Below are 18,982 nucleotides of genomic sequence, written 5' to 3'. Positions count from 1 at the left end.
CTTCCCATTCCCGATACCTGATAACTAATGCCCGATGCCCGATGGCCGATGCCCAATTCTCAATTTAACCTGTAATTTTCAGAAGATAAGAGGAAAATAAACGAGTGCCTCAGTATCAATTCACTCAGGCTAGACGCTACGATCCACAAGCGATCGCTCAGTATTACCGCAAACGTCCTTGGAAAGCAATTTGGCGCGCAATTACCGTTATTTGGTCTTTTGCGGGCTTTGTACTGGGGATGCTGTGGGACAGTTGGCAGCACGAAGTCGCAGCACACCAGCCGGAACGGGCCACCCACCTACGACAAATACTTACTCGCTTGGGCCCCACTTTCATTAAAGTCGGTCAAGCCCTTTCTACCAGACCGGATTTGATCCGCAAAGACTTTCTCGAAGAATTGATCAAACTTCAGGATCAATTGCCGCCGTTTGACTCGGTGCGCGCTTTCGAGATTATTGAAGCGGAACTCGATCGCAAAATTAGCGAAACCTACAGCGAAATCTCCCCCGAACCTGTCGCCGCGGCAAGTCTTGGTCAAGTCTACCGAGCTCGCCTCCTCACCGGGGAAGCAGTAGCAGTCAAGGTTCAGCGACCGAATTTGCTGCCAGTCTTGAGCCTTGACCTTTACTTAATGCGCTGGGCCGCTGGATGGTTGGGCCCGTTGCTGCCGCTGAATCTCGGTCACGACCTCTGTTTGATCGTGGATGAATTCGGTATCAAATTGTTCGAGGAAATTGATTATATCAATGAAGGCCGCAACGCCGAGAAATTTGCGACAAATTTTGCCGACGACCCGACAGTAAAAGTTCCGAGTATTTACTGGCGCTATACTTCAAATTGCGTTCTCACTCTCGAATGGATTGAGGGCATCAAGCTGACAGATATGGCAAGTGTTAAAGCCGCAGGTTTGGATACCGATAGTTTAATTGAAGTCGGAGTCCGCAGCGGTTTGCGGCAGTTGCTGGAACATGGATTTTTTCATGCTGACCCCCATCCGGGAAATCTGTTTGCCTTAGCGGACGGCCGCATGGCTTACATTGATTTTGGGATGATGGATCAGATGGAAGAAACAACTAAAGAAACTTTGGTTGATTCTGTCGTTCATTTGATCAACAAAGATTACTTACAATTAGCCAAGGATTTTGTCAAACTTGGCTTTTTGACGCCAGATACAGATATTATGCCGATCGTCCCGGCGTTGGAATCTGTACTGGGTGATATCGTCGGGGAAAAGGTGTCAGATTTTAACTTCAAGACGATTACAGACCAGTTTTCGGAGTTGATGTACGATTATCCTTTCCGGGTGCCGGCGAAATTTGCCTTAATTATTCGCTCTCTGGTGACAGAAGAAGGTTTGGCCCTGACGCTGAATCCGAATTTCAAGATAGTCGAGGTAGCGTATCCTTATGTAGCGCGGCGTTTGTTGAATGGAGAATCTCCGGCACTGCGGCGGCGTCTGATTGAGGTATTATTCAAAGATGGCAAATTCCAGTGGAACAGGTTAGAGGACATGATCGCGATCGCCCGATCGGATCGTAGTTTCGACTTGCTCCCCACAGCACAACTAGGCTTGCAATTTTTGCTGTCAGAGGAAGGGTCGTTTTTGAGACGGCAGCTAATGTTAGCTTTAATTGAGGACGATCGAATCCACACCGAAGAAGTTCGCAGCCTGTGGAACTTAGTCAAGGAAGATTTGCAGCCCGGTCGCCTGTTCAACGTTGCTCTAGGCGCTTTGACGGAGTTTTCCACAGCAGGAGCAGCCGCGCTAACTCGATTTTAATTAGAAGGAAGAAGGAAGAAGGAAGAAGGAAGAAGGAAGAAGGAAGAAAAATAATTCTACTCTTGCCAATTCCCCATTCCCCATTCCCCATTCTCCATTCTCCATTCCCCATTCCCAATTCCCCATTCCCCATTCCCAATTACCCAAATTAAGGAATTATTCGTGTATTATTTTCCAGAACCTCCCTATTTTTTTATGTCGGCTGGATTACTAGCAGGTATGGCTTCCGGCGTAGCATTTGAAGCAACTCTCAAACAATCGGTACAACAGTGGTCTAAAAATCGTTCTACTCGCACCTTGGCTAACCTGCCAAGGCTGCAATTGGTCATACCTTTTCTGGGAATGGCTGGCGGTATTTGCGTATTTTTAGCTTCGGGGATGGAGATTTTTGGCTTCCCCAAACTACTTTGTTATGCCCTAGCTTTGCCACTGACGGTACTCACTGGCTGGCTAGTTTGGACTCAGCTAGGTAAGCTTTTGATCGAGTTAGAACGCGGAGGTTCCCAAGCGCTGGATTTAGATTCTTTTGAACAATGAAAGTTAACTATCAACCTCTTTTGTGAAAAGCAAGGGGGTTGATAGTTATCTAGGATTATCCTATTTGATGCTTTTTGAACCGCAGAGAACGCAGAGGAAGAGAAAGAAGAAGATGACAACTTAGGCAATAATTTGTGTAAAATTTTTAAAATCTAAAATCTAAAATCTAAAATCTAAAATCGAATGAGTATTTTAATTGTTACTGGTGCGGCGGGATTTATTGGCTCTAACTTAGTAGAAACTCTTTTAAATCGAGGGGATACGGTGATCGGTGTTGATGAGTTCAACGATTATTACGATCCGGATCTCAAGCGCAAGAATATTGCACGATTTGAAAAGTATCCGGGTTTTGAATTGGTGGAAGGCGATATTGTGTCTCTAAATTGGCGATCGCTTTTATCGGATGCTAAGGTAATATTTCATCAGGCGGCGCAAGCAGGAGTTCGTGCTAGCTGGGGCGACGGTTTTCGCAGCTATACCGAACGCAATATTAACAGCACTCAAGTATTGTTAGAAGCGGCAAAAGATGCGCCAAGATTGAAAAAGTTTGTCTATGCTTCTTCTTCTTCAATTTACGGCAATGCTGAATCTTTTCCCACGAATGAAAACGCTTGTCCCCAGCCGGTTTCTCCCTACGGAATTACGAAATTAGCCGGTGAACGTTTGTGCGGGCTTTATTACAAAAATTTTGGCCTTCCGACTACTTCCCTGCGCTATTTTACTGTTTACGGGCCGAGACAGCGCCCTGATATGGCTTTTCACAAGTTTTTTAAGTCGATTTTGTTGGACGAGGCGATTTCAATTTTCGGCGACGGATTGCAAACACGGGATTTTACGTTTATCAGCGATTGCGTGGCTGCGAATTTAGCAGCGGCTGAGGTTCCAGAAGCTGCCGGGGAAGTTTTTAATATTGGTGGGGGAAGTCGGGTCGTTTTGAAAGAAGTTATTGATACAATAGAGAGAATTGTCGATCGACCTATTCGGATAGATTTTACCGAAGCTGCGAGGGGAGACGCGCGGCACACTAGCGCTGATGTGTCTAAAGCCCAGAAAATCTTAGGTTATCAGCCGCAGGTTGCTTTAGAAGAAGGTTTAAGGCGCGAATGGGAGTGGATTCAGTCTTTGTACAGTTAGAGTACAGTTACATGCTATCTATCCCAGAAATTCCGCAACTTAAATTGAACATTGTTAACTTTTTGAATTCCCCAACTTTTGAGATTTCTGTGCAAGCTAACCAAGAAATTTGGAGGCGCGAGTTTTGGCTGTGTTTCCGGCGAATTCAAATAACGGTAATGCAGAAATACATCTCGGTAGGGAATCTCAACATCTTCACCAGCACACAATCGAGTAAACTTTGCAGCCGAAATACTCATGTAATGCAAATAAGTAAGCCGCCGTCCTTTATCGTATAGAACATCATCTATGACATCAAATTGAGAGGACCAATGATTGCCCGTTACCTGTTCTGGTTGAGAATATGCAAAGTTGTAAAAAGAGATTTTGCTGCGGGCTACTAAATAGTTTAATAAAGACTGGTCAGAGGCACTCAAACACATAATTTCCGCTTCCCCTGATGTTAAGTTATCTAACAGTTGGACTGAATTTTCTCTATTAAATATTTCTTTTTTGGAAGCAAACAAACCTGTACAAAAAGTATGAGAGGGCAGTTGGTCTATATTGAAAATATGTGGCAATTTCTCTGAGGATAAGTCAAATACATAGTTGAGATCGGATTTGTATTGAAAATCGTTTGCTACCCAATCAACTAAATCGAGTTTTTGATAAATATAATCCAGACAACCCATTAACAGAGTGTCCGCGTCAAAATATACAAATTTGTCAAAAGGCCCGTCAAAACAGCATAATTTCCGATGCCTGGTCAAACAGTGAACTGATTTCAAACCTTTAGCTTGCCAAACTTTTTGAGCTTTGGTGTGAGATGTCCAAGCTTGAGTTGCAAAGTCTTCCCAGAAATGAATTGAATCGGTGTTGTCAAAGAGGGTGACATTAGGACGAATTGCAATTTCTCCTCGCACTTTTTTCAGTCTATCATCATAGGGAATGATACAAACGGGAATATCTTTTGCCCCATTGACTTCGAGACTGTTTAACAAAGCGACTAAGTGGTCGAAAACCACATCGTTTGCTAGAATATAAATACCATTCGTCATAACTTTTAAGTTTTTTAAATCCTTTACCAAATATTTCCGTAGGGTATGTTGGGGGCTGGGGAATGATTTCGGCTTTATCGAATTTATCAAATATCAAAACAGCGCCCAATGCACCATACAATATCGCATATTATAACAGCGCTCAACACACCCTGCAAAGAGCGAAATATTTTTTGCACTAAATTTGGTGGTTTCTCATTGAGATAACGATAATGTTTCCACAGTTTCCAATAAGGACTACCGGATTTAATTGGTATTCCCGCCCAGTGAATATATTTTAACCTTTTGCCTTTGTCATAAAGAACATAATCTATTTCTTGAAAATGCTTAGAACCAGCCCAGCTTCCAGGTTCGCTGGGTGAATCTTTAACAAGGTTGCAGCGCTTGGGAATCAGCTTGAGAATAATATAATTTAGTATAGGTTGGTCTGTGACATTTTGAGTAAAGTCAAAATATTCTCGATGCTGCGAACATTCTCGCAAAATCTCATACATTTGCGCTTCTGTAATAGTTCCTTTTCGGGAAGCCCAAAAACCGCTGTTGAATACATCTTGAAGCTGTGAGTCTGTGAAAATATGCTGTTCTTTGACAGCGGGTGAAAATACATTTCGCAGTTTTTCGCTGAGGTGGTGATAGTCGCAGCAAAAAAAGTCTACTTCTGATAGTTTGTTAAGGTTGGCTGCGATGTCTTCAAAGACGATGATATCGGTATCGATGTACAGAAATTCGTCAAGCGGGCCAAACCAGGCGGCGAGTTTTCGCATTTTGTTAGGAAGGGCTAAAAAGTTGCGATCGAACATTTGGCCAATTTCTCTGGTAAACTGTTCCACAAACTCCAGATTTGGGAACAATCGCACCCCGTGGAGAGTGCTGAGTGCGGCTGCGACTTGCTGATAATTGTCGTCGAAGGGGATCAGAAAAACAGGTACTTGACAATTGTACAGACGTATGCTACTTAAAAGGGCGATCGCACTTTCGATCACCTTATCATTCGCAACAATATAAATACCGCGACTCATACATTTATCCTCAACCTTCTCAATACCCTTTTTAACAAATTCGGCGCAGAAACCTCAGTATAAGACTTTGGCGCTTCGGCAAAAATCGGACGCTTAGACGGTTCGCGGAGATAGCGGTAGTGCAGGAACAAATCGCGATAGGGAAACTCAATATTTTCGCCCGCACAAACTCTCCGAATTAAATCCGGCGGCACACCAATATAATGAATGTAAGTAAGTCGGTTTCCCTTGTCGTACAAAATCCGATCTTGCTCTTCAAAATGTTTGGAAGTGACGCTGCACCCGGTTTTTTCGCCATCCGGGAGGCTGTAAGCAAAATTATAGCTATTCATCCCCGTTTTCATCACCATATAATTGAGCAGCGGCTGTTCTCCCGCACCTTTATAGAGAATTTCCGCCTCGCCCGATTGCAGTTGAGCTAACAGCCATTGTCTAGTATCTTGCTCAAACAATCCTTGCTTGCTGGCGTAAAATCCCGAACAAAATATTTCTGAGTGGATGCGATTTTGCTCAAAAACTTCTAGCAGTTTTGGTGACCGAATATTGTATACTTTAGTGGGGTCGCAGAATTGAAAATCATAAACCACAAAATCCGCTTCTTCTAACTTCTGAAAAACAGCATCAAGGGAATTCATCACCAAAGTATCCGCATCCATATAGATAAACTTTTCAAACGGGCCGTCAAAAGCGCAAAAGCGCCGATGTGCGCCGTAAAGCCGGAATTTTTTGCGGTTCAAACGCTCGGGTGCGGCTGCTTCCATGAATTTGTCCCATCGCTGAATAGATGGGCTATCTTCATAAATAAAGACGTTGGGACGGTTAACAATTTCAGCTTGGATTTGCTCTATTTGCTCGTCGAAAGGATAAATACAGACAGGAGTATTTGAGCCTAAGATAACTTCAATACTGTTGAGCAAGGCAATTAGTTGGTCGTAAACTGTATCGTTGGCTAGCGTGCAAATTCCATTCATATCTATAGTCTCGCGAAGGCGGAATTTGTTTGTTTAGTTGCGGTTTCAAACGCCGAATCATTTAGTAAAATGGTAGAAAAGTGCGATCGCCGGGAAAACTAGGACTAGGGAGAAACCGACGCCACCGCTACGCGAAACCCCGCGTAGGGCCCGCGAGCGAGTACAAATAGCGAGAACTGATTGGCACTGCGGCAAGAGTACGCCTTGCTGATCCAGGAACCGCCACGCAGCACCCGGCAACCCCCTGTGCAACTTTCCCAGGAACTTCCGTCAGTTGGTGCGCCGTTATAGTTCGAGTGCCACGCATCGCTGTGATCGCTGCACCACTCCAAAACATTGCCGTGCATATCGTACAGTCCAAAGGCATTGGGGGGAAAACTCCCGACATCGGTTGTTTGGTGGCGGTAAAGTCCTTTGGGGGCGTTTGCGTAGGGTTTGTATCCGTCATAGTTGACTAATTCCGGGGTAATAGTTTCCCCAAAATGAAATGGGGTTGTAGTTCGGGCACGACAGGCGTATTCCCATTCTGCTTCACTTAGGAGGCGATATTTTTTCCCGGTTTTTTGCGATAGTTTGCCACAGAATTCGACGGCCATATCCCACGATACTTTTTCTACAGGACGTTTTTCACCTATGTAATAGGATGGGTTGTTTTCCATCACTGCTTGCCACTGTGCTTGGGTGATGGGATATTTGCCTGCAAAAAAAGCGGGTACTGTTACTTGATGCTGCGGACGTTCGCTATCGGAACTATATTTTTCTGTTGCTGGGGAACCCATCATAAAAGTGCCGCTGGGAATATAAACCATTTCCAGCACAACTCCATTTCCTAAGTCTTCTGCGAAGAAGTGAGCATAATGACGGCGACGACTGTTTTCTTTTCCTTCAGCATCCACTGTTATCACATCGAAGTCAAAAGTAGGAAAATATTTTTGTAACTGCTCTTTTAGATTTGGTTCATCTCTATCTTTCAGCAGCGAATAGGCTGCAAACTTCACCAACATTGATTCATCTTGCAACACCCCAATTATTAAATCTAAACCTGCATCTCCATATTTCAGCGCTTCAGACAGTGCAGCAATCTTCACTTCGACAATCGGTGAAGCCAAACGACTCTTAACGCCGGAAATCCCGCCTAAAACTGCTGCACCCAATGGCACTTGAGATTCACCGCCCTTGACGGCATCATATTCTCTGGGTTGACTTTGGTTTTCTGTCATTGCGCTATTTCCTAAGATACAAACTTAGACAGCCAATTAAGCAGGTTCAATTCGTGGAGAATGATTTGTCTGGCTTCAGCAATTTTCTCCCTCGCTTCATGCCAATAATCTGCAGTAGCCACAACCTCTTTAATAAATTCTACTCCTTTCTCATCCAAACTCGGCAGCCGCAGAAAACTCCCCGCCGGCAACAACTTATCCGCCGCAGAACCGCCGTAATAAATCGGCAAACACCAAGCTAGCAAAGCATCCCAAAGCTTCTCGCTGACATACCAATTGTTTTCGGAATAATTTTCAATAGCTAAGTTGTAATAGTATGGTGCGACAGCGTGCCATTTATTGTTCATAGTGCCGTTGCCGTGCGCCCAAGTTGGCAAGTTTCGCCCGTAAAGGTCAAAATCAAATTCTTGTAATTGCAGCAATTTGATAAAATCTAATCTCTGGCGGTGATTGGCGCTGCGGCTAACACCTGAAGTAATCCAAGAACAGGATTTAGTTTTCGGCGGCGCAGGCATTTCATCTAGTTCTCGAAACGAGTTAGAGTGATACCAAATCGCGGGCATATAATCGGGTTTTGGTGCGAAGTCGTCGGGCCCGGAAACGTAACCACAATAAAGTTTGGCTTGTTCGTAGTTGGCTTTGGTAATTTCAATAACTTCTGGTAATGGTGGCTCGCGGATTAGGTAAATTCTGCGTTCATTGGGGACACCGCGCAATTTTTCTCGAATGTCCTTTTCTGGATTTTGGGGGCTTGGACGGCGGATTTTGTCGAGCCACGACTGCTTTTTGGACGGTTTTGGAAAGTCGAATTGATACATGAGTAAAAAGTCTGGTTCTGGGTGATTCGCTAACATTTGAATGTTGCCCCATTTGCCGAAGTTGTGGGGGGTTTGTTGCCACAGCCAGTCGCTTTGGTTCATGCCTGGATAGGTGGTGATTGTGCCGATGATTTTTGGGTTCATATCTAATAATAAATCGGGTTTTTGCGTGTGGGCGGGGCGGGTTTATGAGATTATTAATTTTAGGCGATTATTGTTGGTAAAACTCGCCCCGGAGGATTTTAAAATTATCGGATGAGGATTAATGAATCATTTGCGATCGCACTTGCTCATCCACATACCTCAAAATTCTCTCTATCCTATTTTCCCACGAAAACTGCTTGACAAAATCAATCGTTTCTGCATAGCCTTCGCTTTTCCTCGGATATTTGGTTAAACAATGTCGAATGCTTTGTGCAAAATGGTGCGGGTTATCCGGTTTGCACCAAATTGCTGCTATATCTCCCCATTTAAATTCCCTTAAAGATGCAATCTCCGTCGCCACAATCGGAGTTCCCGATGCCATGTAATCAAAGAATTTTAAAGGAGATGTGAATGTCGCCGCCTCTGTCAAACAGTGCGGGTGAGTCAAAACATCGGCTGCTTGCAGCAAGCTAGCTAGTTGATTTTGAGGCAGGTAGCCGAGAAATTTAATGTTGTTAACTTGCTTGGATTTGGCTAACTGTTGGTAGGCTGCTACTTGGGATGAATCGCCACCTGCGATCGCAAATTGAACTTGCGGCAATTCCTGAGCCACATCCACCAACATATCCACACCTTTAAACGGGTAAAGTCCACCCGCATAAACTGCTAAATGCTGTCTGTCATCTGTTAATAACTGCTGTCGCCAATTCTGGGCTGCTTCTGTTTGTCTCGCGAGAAACAAAAGGTTAAAACCGTTGTGCAGCGTAATTACTTTTTCCCGTGGCATCCCATTCTTAATCATGCTTTCTCGGACAGTATCGGCAACAGTTACAGCAATTTGAAACAGAGGATGGCAAACGATTTCTGGTTCAAAATTTTTTTCGTCGTGGTGGTGCTGTTCGTAGATAGCGGGAATTCCATTTTTAACTGCTGCTTTGACAAAGTTCCAGTCGCGGGTGTGGACAATTTTAGTAGATTTAAGCAGGTGAATCGGTAAATAGTATTTTGATACTATTGTACTGGAACTCGTCCACTTGCTGTCCCAAAGGTCGATCGGCCACGGCATCGGTAAATCTGCTACTTTTAATTTATCTTGAATATTGTAAATTTTGGCAAGTTTGTCATCGGGTTTCCTGGGTTGAAAAGGAAAAAGCAAATCAACTGGATTCAAAGCACTCCAGCCTTTGCGGAGGTATACCAAAACTGCTGGATAACCGAGGTTTGCTGCGGCATTGGCAGAGTGTGCAACTTGAACTAAGCTCGCTACATTGGGTTGCGGTAAGATATTTCGGGTAAAAAATACATAATATTTGGACATGGTAATTGGTAGTTAGTAATTGGTAATTAGTAATTGTTGACTGTTGACTGTGGACGAATGACTAATGACTAATGACTGCTGACAACTGCCAACTGCCAACTGACTACTTTTTAACAGCCTGACGCTTAATAGTATTTTCTATAAATTCTAAAGTAGTGAAAATATTAGCAGCAGAGTGAAATGATTCTCTGATTAACTCGTCTCTTTCTTCGGGAGAGTCTACCATTTCATCTACTAGCATTTTGAGGTAAGCTATCATGGGAGTCAGGCGAGTGCGAATTTCGTAAGAACCTCTAATTAGAGCTTCATCGCGAGCGGTTTCTTCGGCAAATTGCACTGAATACAAGCGAGTGTAGTAACCTCCTTTTGCTAGCAATTCTTCGTGGGAACCCATTTCTACTACTTGTCCGCGATCGATAACGGCGATTTTGTTGGCTTTTTGGACTGTGGAGAGGCGGTGGGCGATGACTAAGGTTGTGCGATCGCAACTCAATTTCTCGATCGCCGCTTGCACGTACCTTTCCGAAACCGTATCCAGCGAACTCGTTGCCTCATCTAAAATTAAGATTTCCGGGTTTTGCAGTAGGGCTCTAGCAATTGAAATTCTCTGACGCTGCCCTCCCGATAATATCACCCCCCGATCGCCAATTTGAGTATCCAACCCCTCCGGCAACAGTTGGATAAACTCATAAGCATTCGCCCCCTTCGCCGCTTCCACAATTTCTTCCTCAGTCGCTTGGGGTCTAGCATAAGCAATATTTTCGCGCACTGAAGCATTAAACAAAAACGTATCTTGGCTAACAATACCCATCGCTTGTCTCAGACTTTTCAAGTCAAATTCGCGCAAATCCCTGCCATCGATCGAGATATTACCTTCAGTAGGATCGTAAAATCTCGGCAGTAAGTCTGCCAAAGTTGACTTACCAGAACCCGAAGTTCCTACCAAAGCCAAAGTAGTGCCATGAGGTAGAAATAAATCAATTCCTTGCAAAACTAAATTTTTGTGGTTAGGATAACTAAAAGATATTTTATTAAAATGAATTCCCGATCGCAAATGAGTGTAAGGCACAGAACCGTTCAGCATAAATGGCTTGTCCTCGCAGCTCAAAAAATCATTAACCACCTCTACACTAGCCGACGTATTAGCAAATTGACTGCGCCCGCTATTCAACTGTGAAATCAAAGGGATTAATCGAAACAGTACCAATAAATAGGTTAATAAAATTGTAGCAATAGACTCTATCTCATTCGCAAATATTGTGCGGCCTATAAATACAATCAAAATTATAACTATCAAATTAACAACTTCGTTAATTGGGGCGATCGCGGCATAATTTACCTGAGCCTGAAAATCCGCTTGTTCTCGCCTTTGAATTAAATGCTTGATCCGCTGATACTCTCTTTCCTCGTTCCCCGTTGACTTGACCAGCCGAATCCCACTAATCGTTTCCAGTACCCTAACCGAATAATCTTTCGACATTTCAGAAAGCAGGTGGCCAAAATGCTTGGAACGGTTAATAATATATTGATTTGTCCAAGCAACTAACGACAGCAAAACTGTAGCTGTCACCGTCAGTTTCCACGAGATAGAAAGTAGCAAACCCACAAAAACCAAAACCGTGATTGAGGTAGTAAACATTCCGATGGCCGTACCAACTGCACTAGCAGTCCGACCAATCTCTCCGCCCAATCTATTAATTAAATCCCCGACTTTAGTTTTAGAGTAAAAATCTAAATCTACTTCTAACAACAAACGCAAACCTGCTTCTCGCAAATCAAAAGTCAGAGATCGCGTCAGAGAAGTAGCTACTAAAGTATTGATATAACTCGCAACATTTTTTAAAAAAATTGCCAGCACAATCGCCCCGGTCATCAACATTAAACGCTGATTTCCGGGCATTCCCTCAAAGGGATACATCAAAGTTTTAATTAGAGGTGGAGCACCACGCAGCTCGATAGTTTCCTCTAAAAAACTTAAAAGCACTGGTACAATCAGAGTAGTGCTGATACCGTTGAATAAAGCGCCAGAAAAGCCCAGCATCACAGTTAAGAAAATCCTGCCGGGATATCGTCTGGCAAATTTTAGGAGTAGCTTATTGGCAGACATGAAGCATTCCCAGCTAAACAGTACGGCATCTCAAAATATTCTTTAATAACAGCCAGCTTTTCTTCCTCCATTGAGTAGTTTTAAAATAACATTTACATACCTGCGATTATCTCTGAAAGTATCGGTTTCATTGCTTGAATACTATATTTTTTCACACATCTTTCCCGAGCTTTCATTCCTTGTAAATTAGCCGCTGTCAAATTTTGAAATATCCATTGAATTTTTTGTGAAATTTGAGCGGGAGAACTCGGATCGACTAAATAACCCGTTCCCCCTAAAATTGCTGGAATATCCCCCACTCGCGTAGACAAAACAGGCTTAGCCATTGCCATACCATCTGTCAGCTTGAGCGGAAACTGAGCCACGGCTGCGAGAGTTTCTCGCTGAGGAACAACGACAACATGAGCCGCCGCTACAACGGACGGCATCGTCTCCACTGGAAACCTTGGCAGTTTAATAATCCAACGCCCCCATTGTTTCACAAGTTTATCATCATAATCATCATAAGGACTGCCGCCGACGATCGCTAATTTTAAATCGGGATCATTTAACAGTTCGAGGGCCATCAAAACATCCTCCACGCCTTTATGAGGTCGCGGTGCCCCCGGAAACATCAGAACTCTATACCCGGACAAGCCGTAACGCTGTCTGCTCAATTCAGGATTGTATTTAGCAGGGTCGAACATTGCAGTATCCTTACCATTAGGCAAATATACACCACCAAAACGCTCTTTTAAAAACTCAGTATCAATGGTGACTGCATCAGCACGGTGAATTAGACTTTCCATCCACTTGAGATAGAGCGGATTATCTGGTTCTCTCAATTGACCGTTGTGTTTAAAAATATCTCGATAAAGTTGTTTAAAAGAGGGACGGTATTTCCATTCATCTCCGCCGTACCAGCTCAGTTCCCAGTCGTCTATATCTAAAATTATAAAGTGGCGATTCGCCAGTTTTTTTAGCAGTGATAACCCAAAGCTTGTAGGTTTAGGTTTGACTGCATAAATAATATCCCCATCTATTTTTTTCCAAAGTTTTTGAGCATCCATCAAAAACCCCGGATAATTTTTACCCGGTATCGCACATACCGGGATGTCTCTGGGAGGAGTAGCGTACAATTCCTTGCCAAACTGAAATCCAACAACTTCTACATCACATTTAAGCTCTATCAAGACTTGAGCTAATAAAAAAGCACGAATTGCACCTCCTCCTGACAAATCGCTCACTACTAATGAAACTTTCACTGAGTATTTTGTTTAAAACATTTTTTTAATTTTCCTGCTTAACCGAGCTTTTGTCAAGGCGATGCGGACTCACGCACTCCCGACCAAAGCAACCGGGTTTTTAACCAGGGCAAAGGGCAGCAACGCGTCTTTTGGTAAAAACAAACCAGTGATGCACCCAAGACTGTTATTCCAGCCAGCAATAATTCTTCTAGGTAAATTTTCGGGTATGTTGAGGCTAATTTTTTTTTATTTGGGGCTGAATTTTGTTGTTTTTGATGCAGTTTGCCAACAAACTTTAATTATTTTAAACGCCAGGGATTGTTAAGTTGATTTGGTAAAAATATTGTAGCCGTGCGATCGACTATTCTAGTAAAGAGCGATCGCGTCACGTTCTTGGCGTACTGAGGGCGGTAAGGATAAGTGCAGTGCATTACTTTAATCGGTTTGTCGATCGTATAAACATCTTTCCACTTATCCAAGTAGTTGTAAACGGGGGACAAAGTTGTCATTTTCGGTTTCACCGATTCAACAGCAGCCGCAAAAGCGCCCTGGTCTTTCAAGAGTAGCACATTTTGATGCACCACTACCATCTCGAAATATTTCTTAAAGTTGATAAACAATTCCTGAGTTTTACTGCTTTTCGTAAAAGCGATAAATCCGCCATTGTATTGAATGCTATTTGCATTTAGCGGCAACCCAACAGACTGCAAAGTTGACAGAATATCCTGCTTAACTCTTAATAAATTTGCCGCTTTAGCAATCGCAGGCTGCACATCTTCCGTCACCAACAAATCTACCCCATCAAGAAAATCAAAAACCTCATCTATTGGCGACAGCAAACAAATATCGCAGTCCATATAAATAGTTTTCTCAAACAAAGATTCCCCGTACAAAGCCAGCTTAGCTTGTCGCGATGCTAAAACAGGATTTTCATTAGAGGGTGCAGGTTTCAATATGACATTTCCGAACACCTGAAGTAAAGGATATAAAATTAGAGGAACTCTATCTATTAAAATAATAATTGGTTCCCGGTGAAACTTCCTGACAGACGCCAGAAAATGAACGCAATCCTGGAAAGAGTAAAGACCAGTTAATATAGTAATAAATCCCTTGACTGCTAATTTATTTGAATTCATTAATTTACTTATTGATTTACTTATTTACCGAGCGTGTGTCCACTCCCAAAAGCTCTCACTCCAGTCATCTCGTTCGTGAAAAATTCCTTGCCATTCATAAAAATGTACAAAATCTTTCAGGTTAATTGTTTTATTGACATCGCGGATCATATAAAGAGGTTGATCTCCATAAAAAGAAGCCCACATAGTATAACTGCTAGGCGGCCCGACAACATAGTCGCACTCAGCGAAAGCATACATATCTTCAATTAAATGACCGCTGCCAAATCCACAGTTAAAATTATCAAATAAACTAGGATTTTGTGGAATATTAGAACAAATCAAAAACTTGATTTTTTTGCCCTCAAATAGCCTTACCACAGAATTCATGACTTCTAAATATTGCTGAGTAGTGTAAAAGTATCTCCCCTTTTGATGCTGATCATAATCCCCTTGACGGATGTGAATTCCGACTAGCATATCAGAGTTATCTTTTAAATTCAATATCAAACGATCTACATTGATTCTATATCGCTCTAATGGTGCAAAGTAGGCTCTAATCTGGTCGGCGTACTTGTGTAAATAGGGGAGATCTTCTACAAACCAGCCATCTCGAAATAGCCAGCCTTGAAAACAAACAATTGAACCGTTCTTGATTTGTGCGATATCCTGATATGTAAGCCAACTAAAAGGTTTTTTTCGGGTTATTTCTTGCGTTTTTAATAATTTTTGCTTGCTTAAATATTTAATAAAATTATAATATTTGCTTCTGACCAACTTGTTACCTCCTACGGTAAAATATGGAGGAGGATAAGAACACAAAAAATCCCCTGCGGTTCCCACAAAGAATTCTGCATATTCCTCAAAAGCCGGATTGAGAACAGTCAAATTATGCTCGATCGCCCAAGCAATGAAATTAGCAAAAAGCAGCAGTCGGTTGCCGAGTTGTCCCGATTTAGCAGATATTATTAGCATATTGTATTTTTGGGGCGGGCGGGACGCCCAACCCCTACTCTCCACAAGAATTCAATCAAATTTTGCTGTAATGGTAAGGTGCGCTATAAGCACGCTACATACTAAGAGTGGTGACACTTTTGATGCCACTGCCAAGCATGGGAGATAATATCCTTGATGTCTGGATATTCTGGAGACCAGCCCAAGGTGTCGATCGCCTTTTTGCTGCTGCCAACCAAAGCAGGCGGGTCGCCCGGACGCCGATCGCACTCAACAGCCTTAATCTCTTTTCCCGTCACTTGACGAGCCGTTTCTATCACCTCTTTCACCGAAAAGCCGCCACCATTGCCCAAATTAAAGAAATCAGATTTGCCACCATTTAACAAATATTCTAATCCCAAAATGTGAGCCGATGCCAAATCGTTAACGTGAATGTAATCCCGAATGCAAGTACCGTCAGGAGTCTCGTAATCCGTGCCAAAAATCGCGATTGAATCTCGTTTACCCAAAGCTGCGAACAACACCAGTGGGATCAGGTGAGTTTCTGGATTGTGATCCTCTCCTAACAACCAGTTAGGGTCAGCCCCAGCCGCGTTAAAATAGCGGAAACAAACAGACTTGAAATCGTACGCAGCGTCAAAATCCGACAAAATCCGTTCTACCATTAACTTAGTAGCACCGTAGGGATTGATTGGGTTTTGCGGGTTGTCTTCTGTGAGCGGAATTTTCTCAGGTACACCGTAAGTCGCGCAAAGGGATTGTTAAGTTGATTTGGTAAAAATATTGTAGCCGTGCGATCGACTATTCTAGTAAAGAGCGATCGCGTCACGTTCTTGGCGTACTGAGGGCGGTAAGGATAAGTGCAGTGCATTACTTTAATCGGTTTGTCGATCGTATAAACATCTTTCCACTTATCCAAGTAGTTGTAAACGGGGGACAAAGTTGTCCTTTTCGGTTTCACTGATTCAACAGCAGCCGCAAAAACGCCCTGAATCTTTCAAGAGTAGCACATTTTGATGCGCCACTACCATCTCGAAATATTTCTTAAAGTTGATAAACAATTCCTGAGTGTTACTGCTTTTCGTAAAAGCGATAAATCCGCCATTGTATTGAATCCTATTTTCATTTAGCGGCAACCCGACAGACTGCAAAGTTGACAGAATATCCTGCTTAACTCTTAATAAATTTGCCGCTTTAGCAATCGCAGGCGGCCCGTCTTCTGTTATCAGCAAATCTACTTCATCAAGATAGTCAAAAACTTCATATATTGGCGATAGCAAACAAATATCGCAGTCCAGATAAATAGTTTTCTCAAAAGGAGATTGTTGATACAAAGCCAGCTTAGCTTGTGGCGATGCTAAAACAGGATTTTCGTGTTTCGGTGCGGCCTGCAATCTCACATTTCCCAACACCAAAAGTAAGGGATATAAAAATCGAGGGACTCTATCTATTAAAATAATAATTGGTTCGCGGTGAAACTTCCTGACTGAAGCTAGAAAATGTATGCAGTATTGAAATGATTACAATCCAATTAAAATGGTGATAAATCCTCTATCCATATCTTTTCTCTAACGATAGTAAAAATCGAAATTTAATAAGGCAATTAACTGTGTTTTTAATAACCGATAGAGATATTGCCAATGCTCAAACTGCAATTTATCCCAAACCTTATCCCAAAAGGTTCTTACTTGATTTTTTTGCCAGTCCCAATGAGCCAAAGAATGCTCCCTAATTTGAGCGAGTTCCTGCCACCCGTCATTACGAATATTCCACCCAACTTTAGCAGTTGCTAACCCAATGGGATTACCGTCTTTTGTTTTGACTTTTTGCACTTCAAAAAATCTTCCAATCTTTCCCCATTCTTGAATAAACTGAATTTCTTTCCCATTGTCTCTCGCAATTACGAACAAATTTTCTGGAACAAAACTTACATTTTTCAATGGAATTTCTAGCTTTTTTGCTAATTTGTGAATTGCCTCTTTTCTTCCCGGCAAGGATTGATTTGGTGGATGTTCTAGAATGGGAATAAACCCTTTACAAGTAATTCCTGGCATCCATTCTCTCTCCGGCACTTTTCCTATGATTCTTGTATCTGCATCCACAAAAATTGTCACTCGGCATAATTCTAAGGCTTTTTTTAGTGCAAATCGTTTATCATTATAACAATAATCTACACCTTCGCGACTTTTTTTAAAGGCGAAAACATTCGTCAAATCCTGAAAGTCATTTGGGTTGTCAGTACAAACAACTAGCATCGTCCCTAGAGAATGAGTTTCTAAGTCTGCTGCTAGTTGTTTGGCTAATTCGCGATACTTTTTCCCAAAAGCTAAGGTGCAAAAACAAAAATCTTTGTGACTGTTTAACATTATTTAAGACTCTATTTTTGCACTTGTTTTATTTGAGTTAATGCTAACTGTGACGCTTTTGATGCCACTGCCAAGCATGGGATATAATATTCTTGATGTCTGGATATTCTGGAGACCAGCCCAAGGTTTCGATCGCCTTTTTGCTGCTGCCAACCAAAGCAGGCGGGTCGCCCGGACGCCGATCGCACTCAACAGCCTTAATCTCTTTTCCAGTCACTTGGCGAGCCGTTTCTATCACCTCTTTCACCGAAAAGCCGCCGCCATTGCCCAAATTAAAGAAATCAGATTTGCCACCATTTAACAAATATTCTAATCCCAAAATGTGAGCCGATGCCAAATCGTTAACGTGAATGTAATCCCGAATGCAAGTACCGTCAGGAGTCTCGTAATCCGTGCCAAAAATCGAGATTGAATCTCGTTTACCCAAAGCTGCGAACAACACCAGTGGGATCAGGTGAGTTTCTGGATTGTGATCCTCTCCTAACAACCCGTTCGGATCGGCCCCAGCCGCGTTAAAATAGCGAAAACAAACAGACTTGAAATCATACGCAGCGTCAAAATCCGACAAAATCCGTTCTACCATTAACTTAGTAGCACCGTAGGGATTGATCGGATTTTGTGGGTGGTCTTCTGTGAGCGGAATTTTGTGCGGTACACCGTAAGTCGCGCAAGTAGAAGAAAACACAAATTTCTTCACCCCAGCAGCGATCATTGCTTCCAAAAGGGTAATAGTGCCGATGACATTGTTACGATAATATTTAGCGGGATCGGTAACAGATTCGCCCACGTAAGCGTAAGCAGAAAAGTGCATTACAGCATCAATCTTGTGCGTAGCAAACAAGTTGTCTAGAAGAGTGCGATCGTTCGTGTCGCCAACTACTAACTCCACCTGCAAAGCCCGATCTACTATATCTCTGTGACCGTAAACTAAATTATCCAAAATCACCACACCGTAACCGGCGTTTTTCAGCGCTAATACAGCGTGAGAGCCAATATATCCAGCTCCACCCGTCACCAAAATAGTTTGTTTGTCTGCACTCATTTTCTTCTGCCTGTTTTTGTAGCTGGGATTGCCAAGAGCCTTGTTAATTTGAGACTTCCACATCTGAGGCTTTCACACTCCGCGTAAGCCGGAGAATTCAAGCTAAATATCTAGGCTTTGCTGTGCCCGACGGGACGATCGCACTCCTAAAAAACGCTTTTTAAACTCCAGACCGATGCTGAGGGAGCAAGTC

17 protein-coding genes and 1 pseudogene are annotated in these 18,982 nt (G+C 42.8%); 3 read left to right on the top strand and 15 right to left on the bottom strand.

Annotated elements, in window-relative coordinates; genetic code table 11:
• The first annotated feature begins 104 nt into the window (after positions 1 to 104).
• The 3 genes from QUA07_RS14760 (at position 105) to QUA07_RS14750 (ending at position 3,452) form a co-directional block, all read left to right on the top strand.
• Entirely contained in the window at positions 105 to 1,781 is a 1,677-nt protein-coding gene (locus QUA07_RS14760) for an AarF/ABC1/UbiB kinase family protein (protein WP_333326299.1), read from the top strand.
• Positions 1,782 to 1,943: 162 nt separating this feature from the next.
• On the top strand, positions 1,944 to 2,318 hold the full coding sequence (locus QUA07_RS14755) for a hypothetical protein (protein ID WP_333104391.1): 375 nt from the start codon (positions 1,944 to 1,946) through the stop codon (positions 2,316 to 2,318).
• 183 nt (positions 2,319 to 2,501) lie between these two features.
• Entirely contained in the window at positions 2,502 to 3,452 is a 951-nt protein-coding gene (locus QUA07_RS14750) for an NAD-dependent epimerase/dehydratase family protein (RefSeq protein WP_333326297.1), read from the top strand.
• 14 nt (positions 3,453 to 3,466) lie between these two features.
• Here QUA07_RS14750 and QUA07_RS14745 read toward each other — a convergent pair whose 3' ends face one another.
• The 15 genes and pseudogenes from QUA07_RS14745 to galE (QUA07_RS14675) form a co-directional block, all read right to left on the bottom strand.
• Entirely contained in the window at positions 3,467 to 4,489 is a 1,023-nt protein-coding gene (locus tag QUA07_RS14745) for an Npun_R2821/Npun_R2822 family protein (protein ID WP_333326296.1), read from the bottom strand.
• A gap of 86 nt (positions 4,490 to 4,575) precedes the next feature.
• The gene (locus QUA07_RS14740) at positions 4,576 to 5,508 is read right to left on the bottom strand and encodes an Npun_R2821/Npun_R2822 family protein (RefSeq protein WP_333326294.1); all 933 of its coding nucleotides are present in this window, start codon (positions 5,506 to 5,508) and stop codon (positions 4,576 to 4,578) included.
• Positions 5,505 to 6,479: an Npun_R2821/Npun_R2822 family protein gene (locus tag QUA07_RS14735; protein WP_333326292.1), complete on the bottom strand. Its 975-nt coding sequence runs from the start codon at positions 6,477 to 6,479 to the stop codon at positions 5,505 to 5,507. Before QUA07_RS14735 ends, QUA07_RS14740 begins: the two co-directional genes overlap by 4 nt.
• A 104-nt stretch (positions 6,480 to 6,583) precedes the next feature.
• Entirely contained in the window at positions 6,584 to 7,699 is a 1,116-nt protein-coding gene (locus tag QUA07_RS14730; protein WP_333326290.1) for a formylglycine-generating enzyme family protein, read from the bottom strand.
• Between the two features lie 11 nt (positions 7,700 to 7,710).
• Positions 7,711 to 8,661: a glycosyltransferase family 10 domain-containing protein gene (locus tag QUA07_RS14725; protein ID WP_333326288.1), complete on the bottom strand. Its 951-nt coding sequence runs from the start codon at positions 8,659 to 8,661 to the stop codon at positions 7,711 to 7,713.
• A 118-nt stretch (positions 8,662 to 8,779) separates the two neighbouring features.
• On the bottom strand, positions 8,780 to 9,979 hold the full coding sequence (locus QUA07_RS14720; protein ID WP_333326286.1) for a glycosyltransferase family 4 protein: 1,200 nt from the start codon (positions 9,977 to 9,979) through the stop codon (positions 8,780 to 8,782).
• Between the two features lie 103 nt (positions 9,980 to 10,082).
• Positions 10,083 to 12,086, bottom strand: coding sequence for an ABC transporter ATP-binding protein (locus QUA07_RS14715; protein ID WP_333326284.1), 2,004 nt, complete (start codon positions 12,084 to 12,086; stop codon positions 10,083 to 10,085).
• 92 nt (positions 12,087 to 12,178) lie between these two features.
• Positions 12,179 to 13,330 carry a glycosyltransferase family 4 protein gene (locus QUA07_RS14710; RefSeq protein WP_333326282.1) on the bottom strand — a complete coding sequence of 384 codons (1,152 nt, stop codon included), beginning with the start codon at positions 13,328 to 13,330 and terminating at the stop codon, positions 12,179 to 12,181.
• 281 nt (positions 13,331 to 13,611) lie between these two features.
• The gene (locus QUA07_RS14705; protein ID WP_333326280.1) at positions 13,612 to 14,448 is read right to left on the bottom strand and encodes a hypothetical protein; all 837 of its coding nucleotides are present in this window, start codon (positions 14,446 to 14,448) and stop codon (positions 13,612 to 13,614) included.
• Positions 14,449 to 14,472: 24 nt separating this feature from the next.
• Entirely contained in the window at positions 14,473 to 15,315 is an 843-nt protein-coding gene (locus tag QUA07_RS14700; RefSeq protein WP_333326278.1) for a hypothetical protein, read from the bottom strand.
• A gap of 188 nt (positions 15,316 to 15,503) precedes the next feature.
• Positions 15,504 to 16,139: pseudogene (gene galE / locus QUA07_RS14695) on the bottom strand (UDP-glucose 4-epimerase GalE); the annotation flags it as partial.
• Positions 16,046 to 16,321: a hypothetical protein gene (locus QUA07_RS14690; RefSeq protein ID WP_333326276.1), complete on the bottom strand. Its 276-nt coding sequence runs from the start codon at positions 16,319 to 16,321 to the stop codon at positions 16,046 to 16,048. The gene QUA07_RS14690 and the pseudogene galE (QUA07_RS14695), both read right to left, overlap by 94 nt.
• Positions 16,322 to 16,346: 25 nt before the next feature.
• Entirely contained in the window at positions 16,347 to 16,781 is a 435-nt protein-coding gene (locus QUA07_RS14685; protein WP_333326274.1) for a hypothetical protein, read from the bottom strand.
• Positions 16,782 to 16,949: 168 nt separating this feature from the next.
• Entirely contained in the window at positions 16,950 to 17,636 is a 687-nt protein-coding gene (locus tag QUA07_RS14680) for a hypothetical protein (RefSeq protein WP_333326272.1), read from the bottom strand.
• Between the two features lie 154 nt (positions 17,637 to 17,790).
• A complete protein-coding gene (gene galE / locus QUA07_RS14675) occupies positions 17,791 to 18,789 on the bottom strand; it encodes a UDP-glucose 4-epimerase GalE (RefSeq protein ID WP_333326270.1) in 999 nt (332 codons plus the stop codon).
• Between the last annotated feature and the right edge of the window lie 193 nt (positions 18,790 to 18,982).

The sequence above is a fragment of the Microcoleus sp. T3_A4 genome (assembly GCF_036700465.1).
In the GTDB taxonomy this organism is placed as follows: domain Bacteria; phylum Cyanobacteriota; class Cyanobacteriia; order Cyanobacteriales; family Microcoleaceae; genus Microcoleus.
The sequence above is the reverse complement of the archived record's forward strand: the minus strand, read 5'-3'. Positions and strand labels throughout refer to the sequence as shown.

Coding starts and splice junctions, on each gene's coding strand:
- QUA07_RS14745 (WP_333326296.1), bottom strand. CDS start 4,489: ATGACGAATGGTATTTATATTCTAGCAAACGATGTGGTTTTCGACCAC.
- QUA07_RS14705 (WP_333326280.1), bottom strand. CDS start 14,448: ATGAATTCAAATAAATTAGCAGTCAAGGGATTTATTACTATATTAACT.
- QUA07_RS14720 (WP_333326286.1), bottom strand. CDS start 9,979: ATGTCCAAATATTATGTATTTTTTACCCGAAATATCTTACCGCAACCC.
- QUA07_RS14680 (WP_333326272.1), bottom strand. CDS start 17,636: ATGCTAGTTGTTTGTACTGACAACCCAAATGACTTTCAGGATTTGACG.
- QUA07_RS14730 (WP_333326290.1), bottom strand. CDS start 7,699: ATGACAGAAAACCAAAGTCAACCCAGAGAATATGATGCCGTCAAGGGC.
- QUA07_RS14715 (WP_333326284.1), bottom strand. CDS start 12,086: ATGTCTGCCAATAAGCTACTCCTAAAATTTGCCAGACGATATCCCGGC.
- galE (WP_333326270.1), bottom strand. CDS start 18,789: ATGAGTGCAGACAAACAAACTATTTTGGTGACGGGTGGAGCTGGATAT.
- QUA07_RS14750 (WP_333326297.1), top strand. CDS start 2,502: ATGAGTATTTTAATTGTTACTGGTGCGGCGGGATTTATTGGCTCTAAC.
- QUA07_RS14735 (WP_333326292.1), bottom strand. CDS start 6,479: ATGAATGGAATTTGCACGCTAGCCAACGATACAGTTTACGACCAACTA.
- QUA07_RS14725 (WP_333326288.1), bottom strand. CDS start 8,661: ATGAACCCAAAAATCATCGGCACAATCACCACCTATCCAGGCATGAAC.
- QUA07_RS14740 (WP_333326294.1), bottom strand. CDS start 5,508: ATGAGTCGCGGTATTTATATTGTTGCGAATGATAAGGTGATCGAAAGT.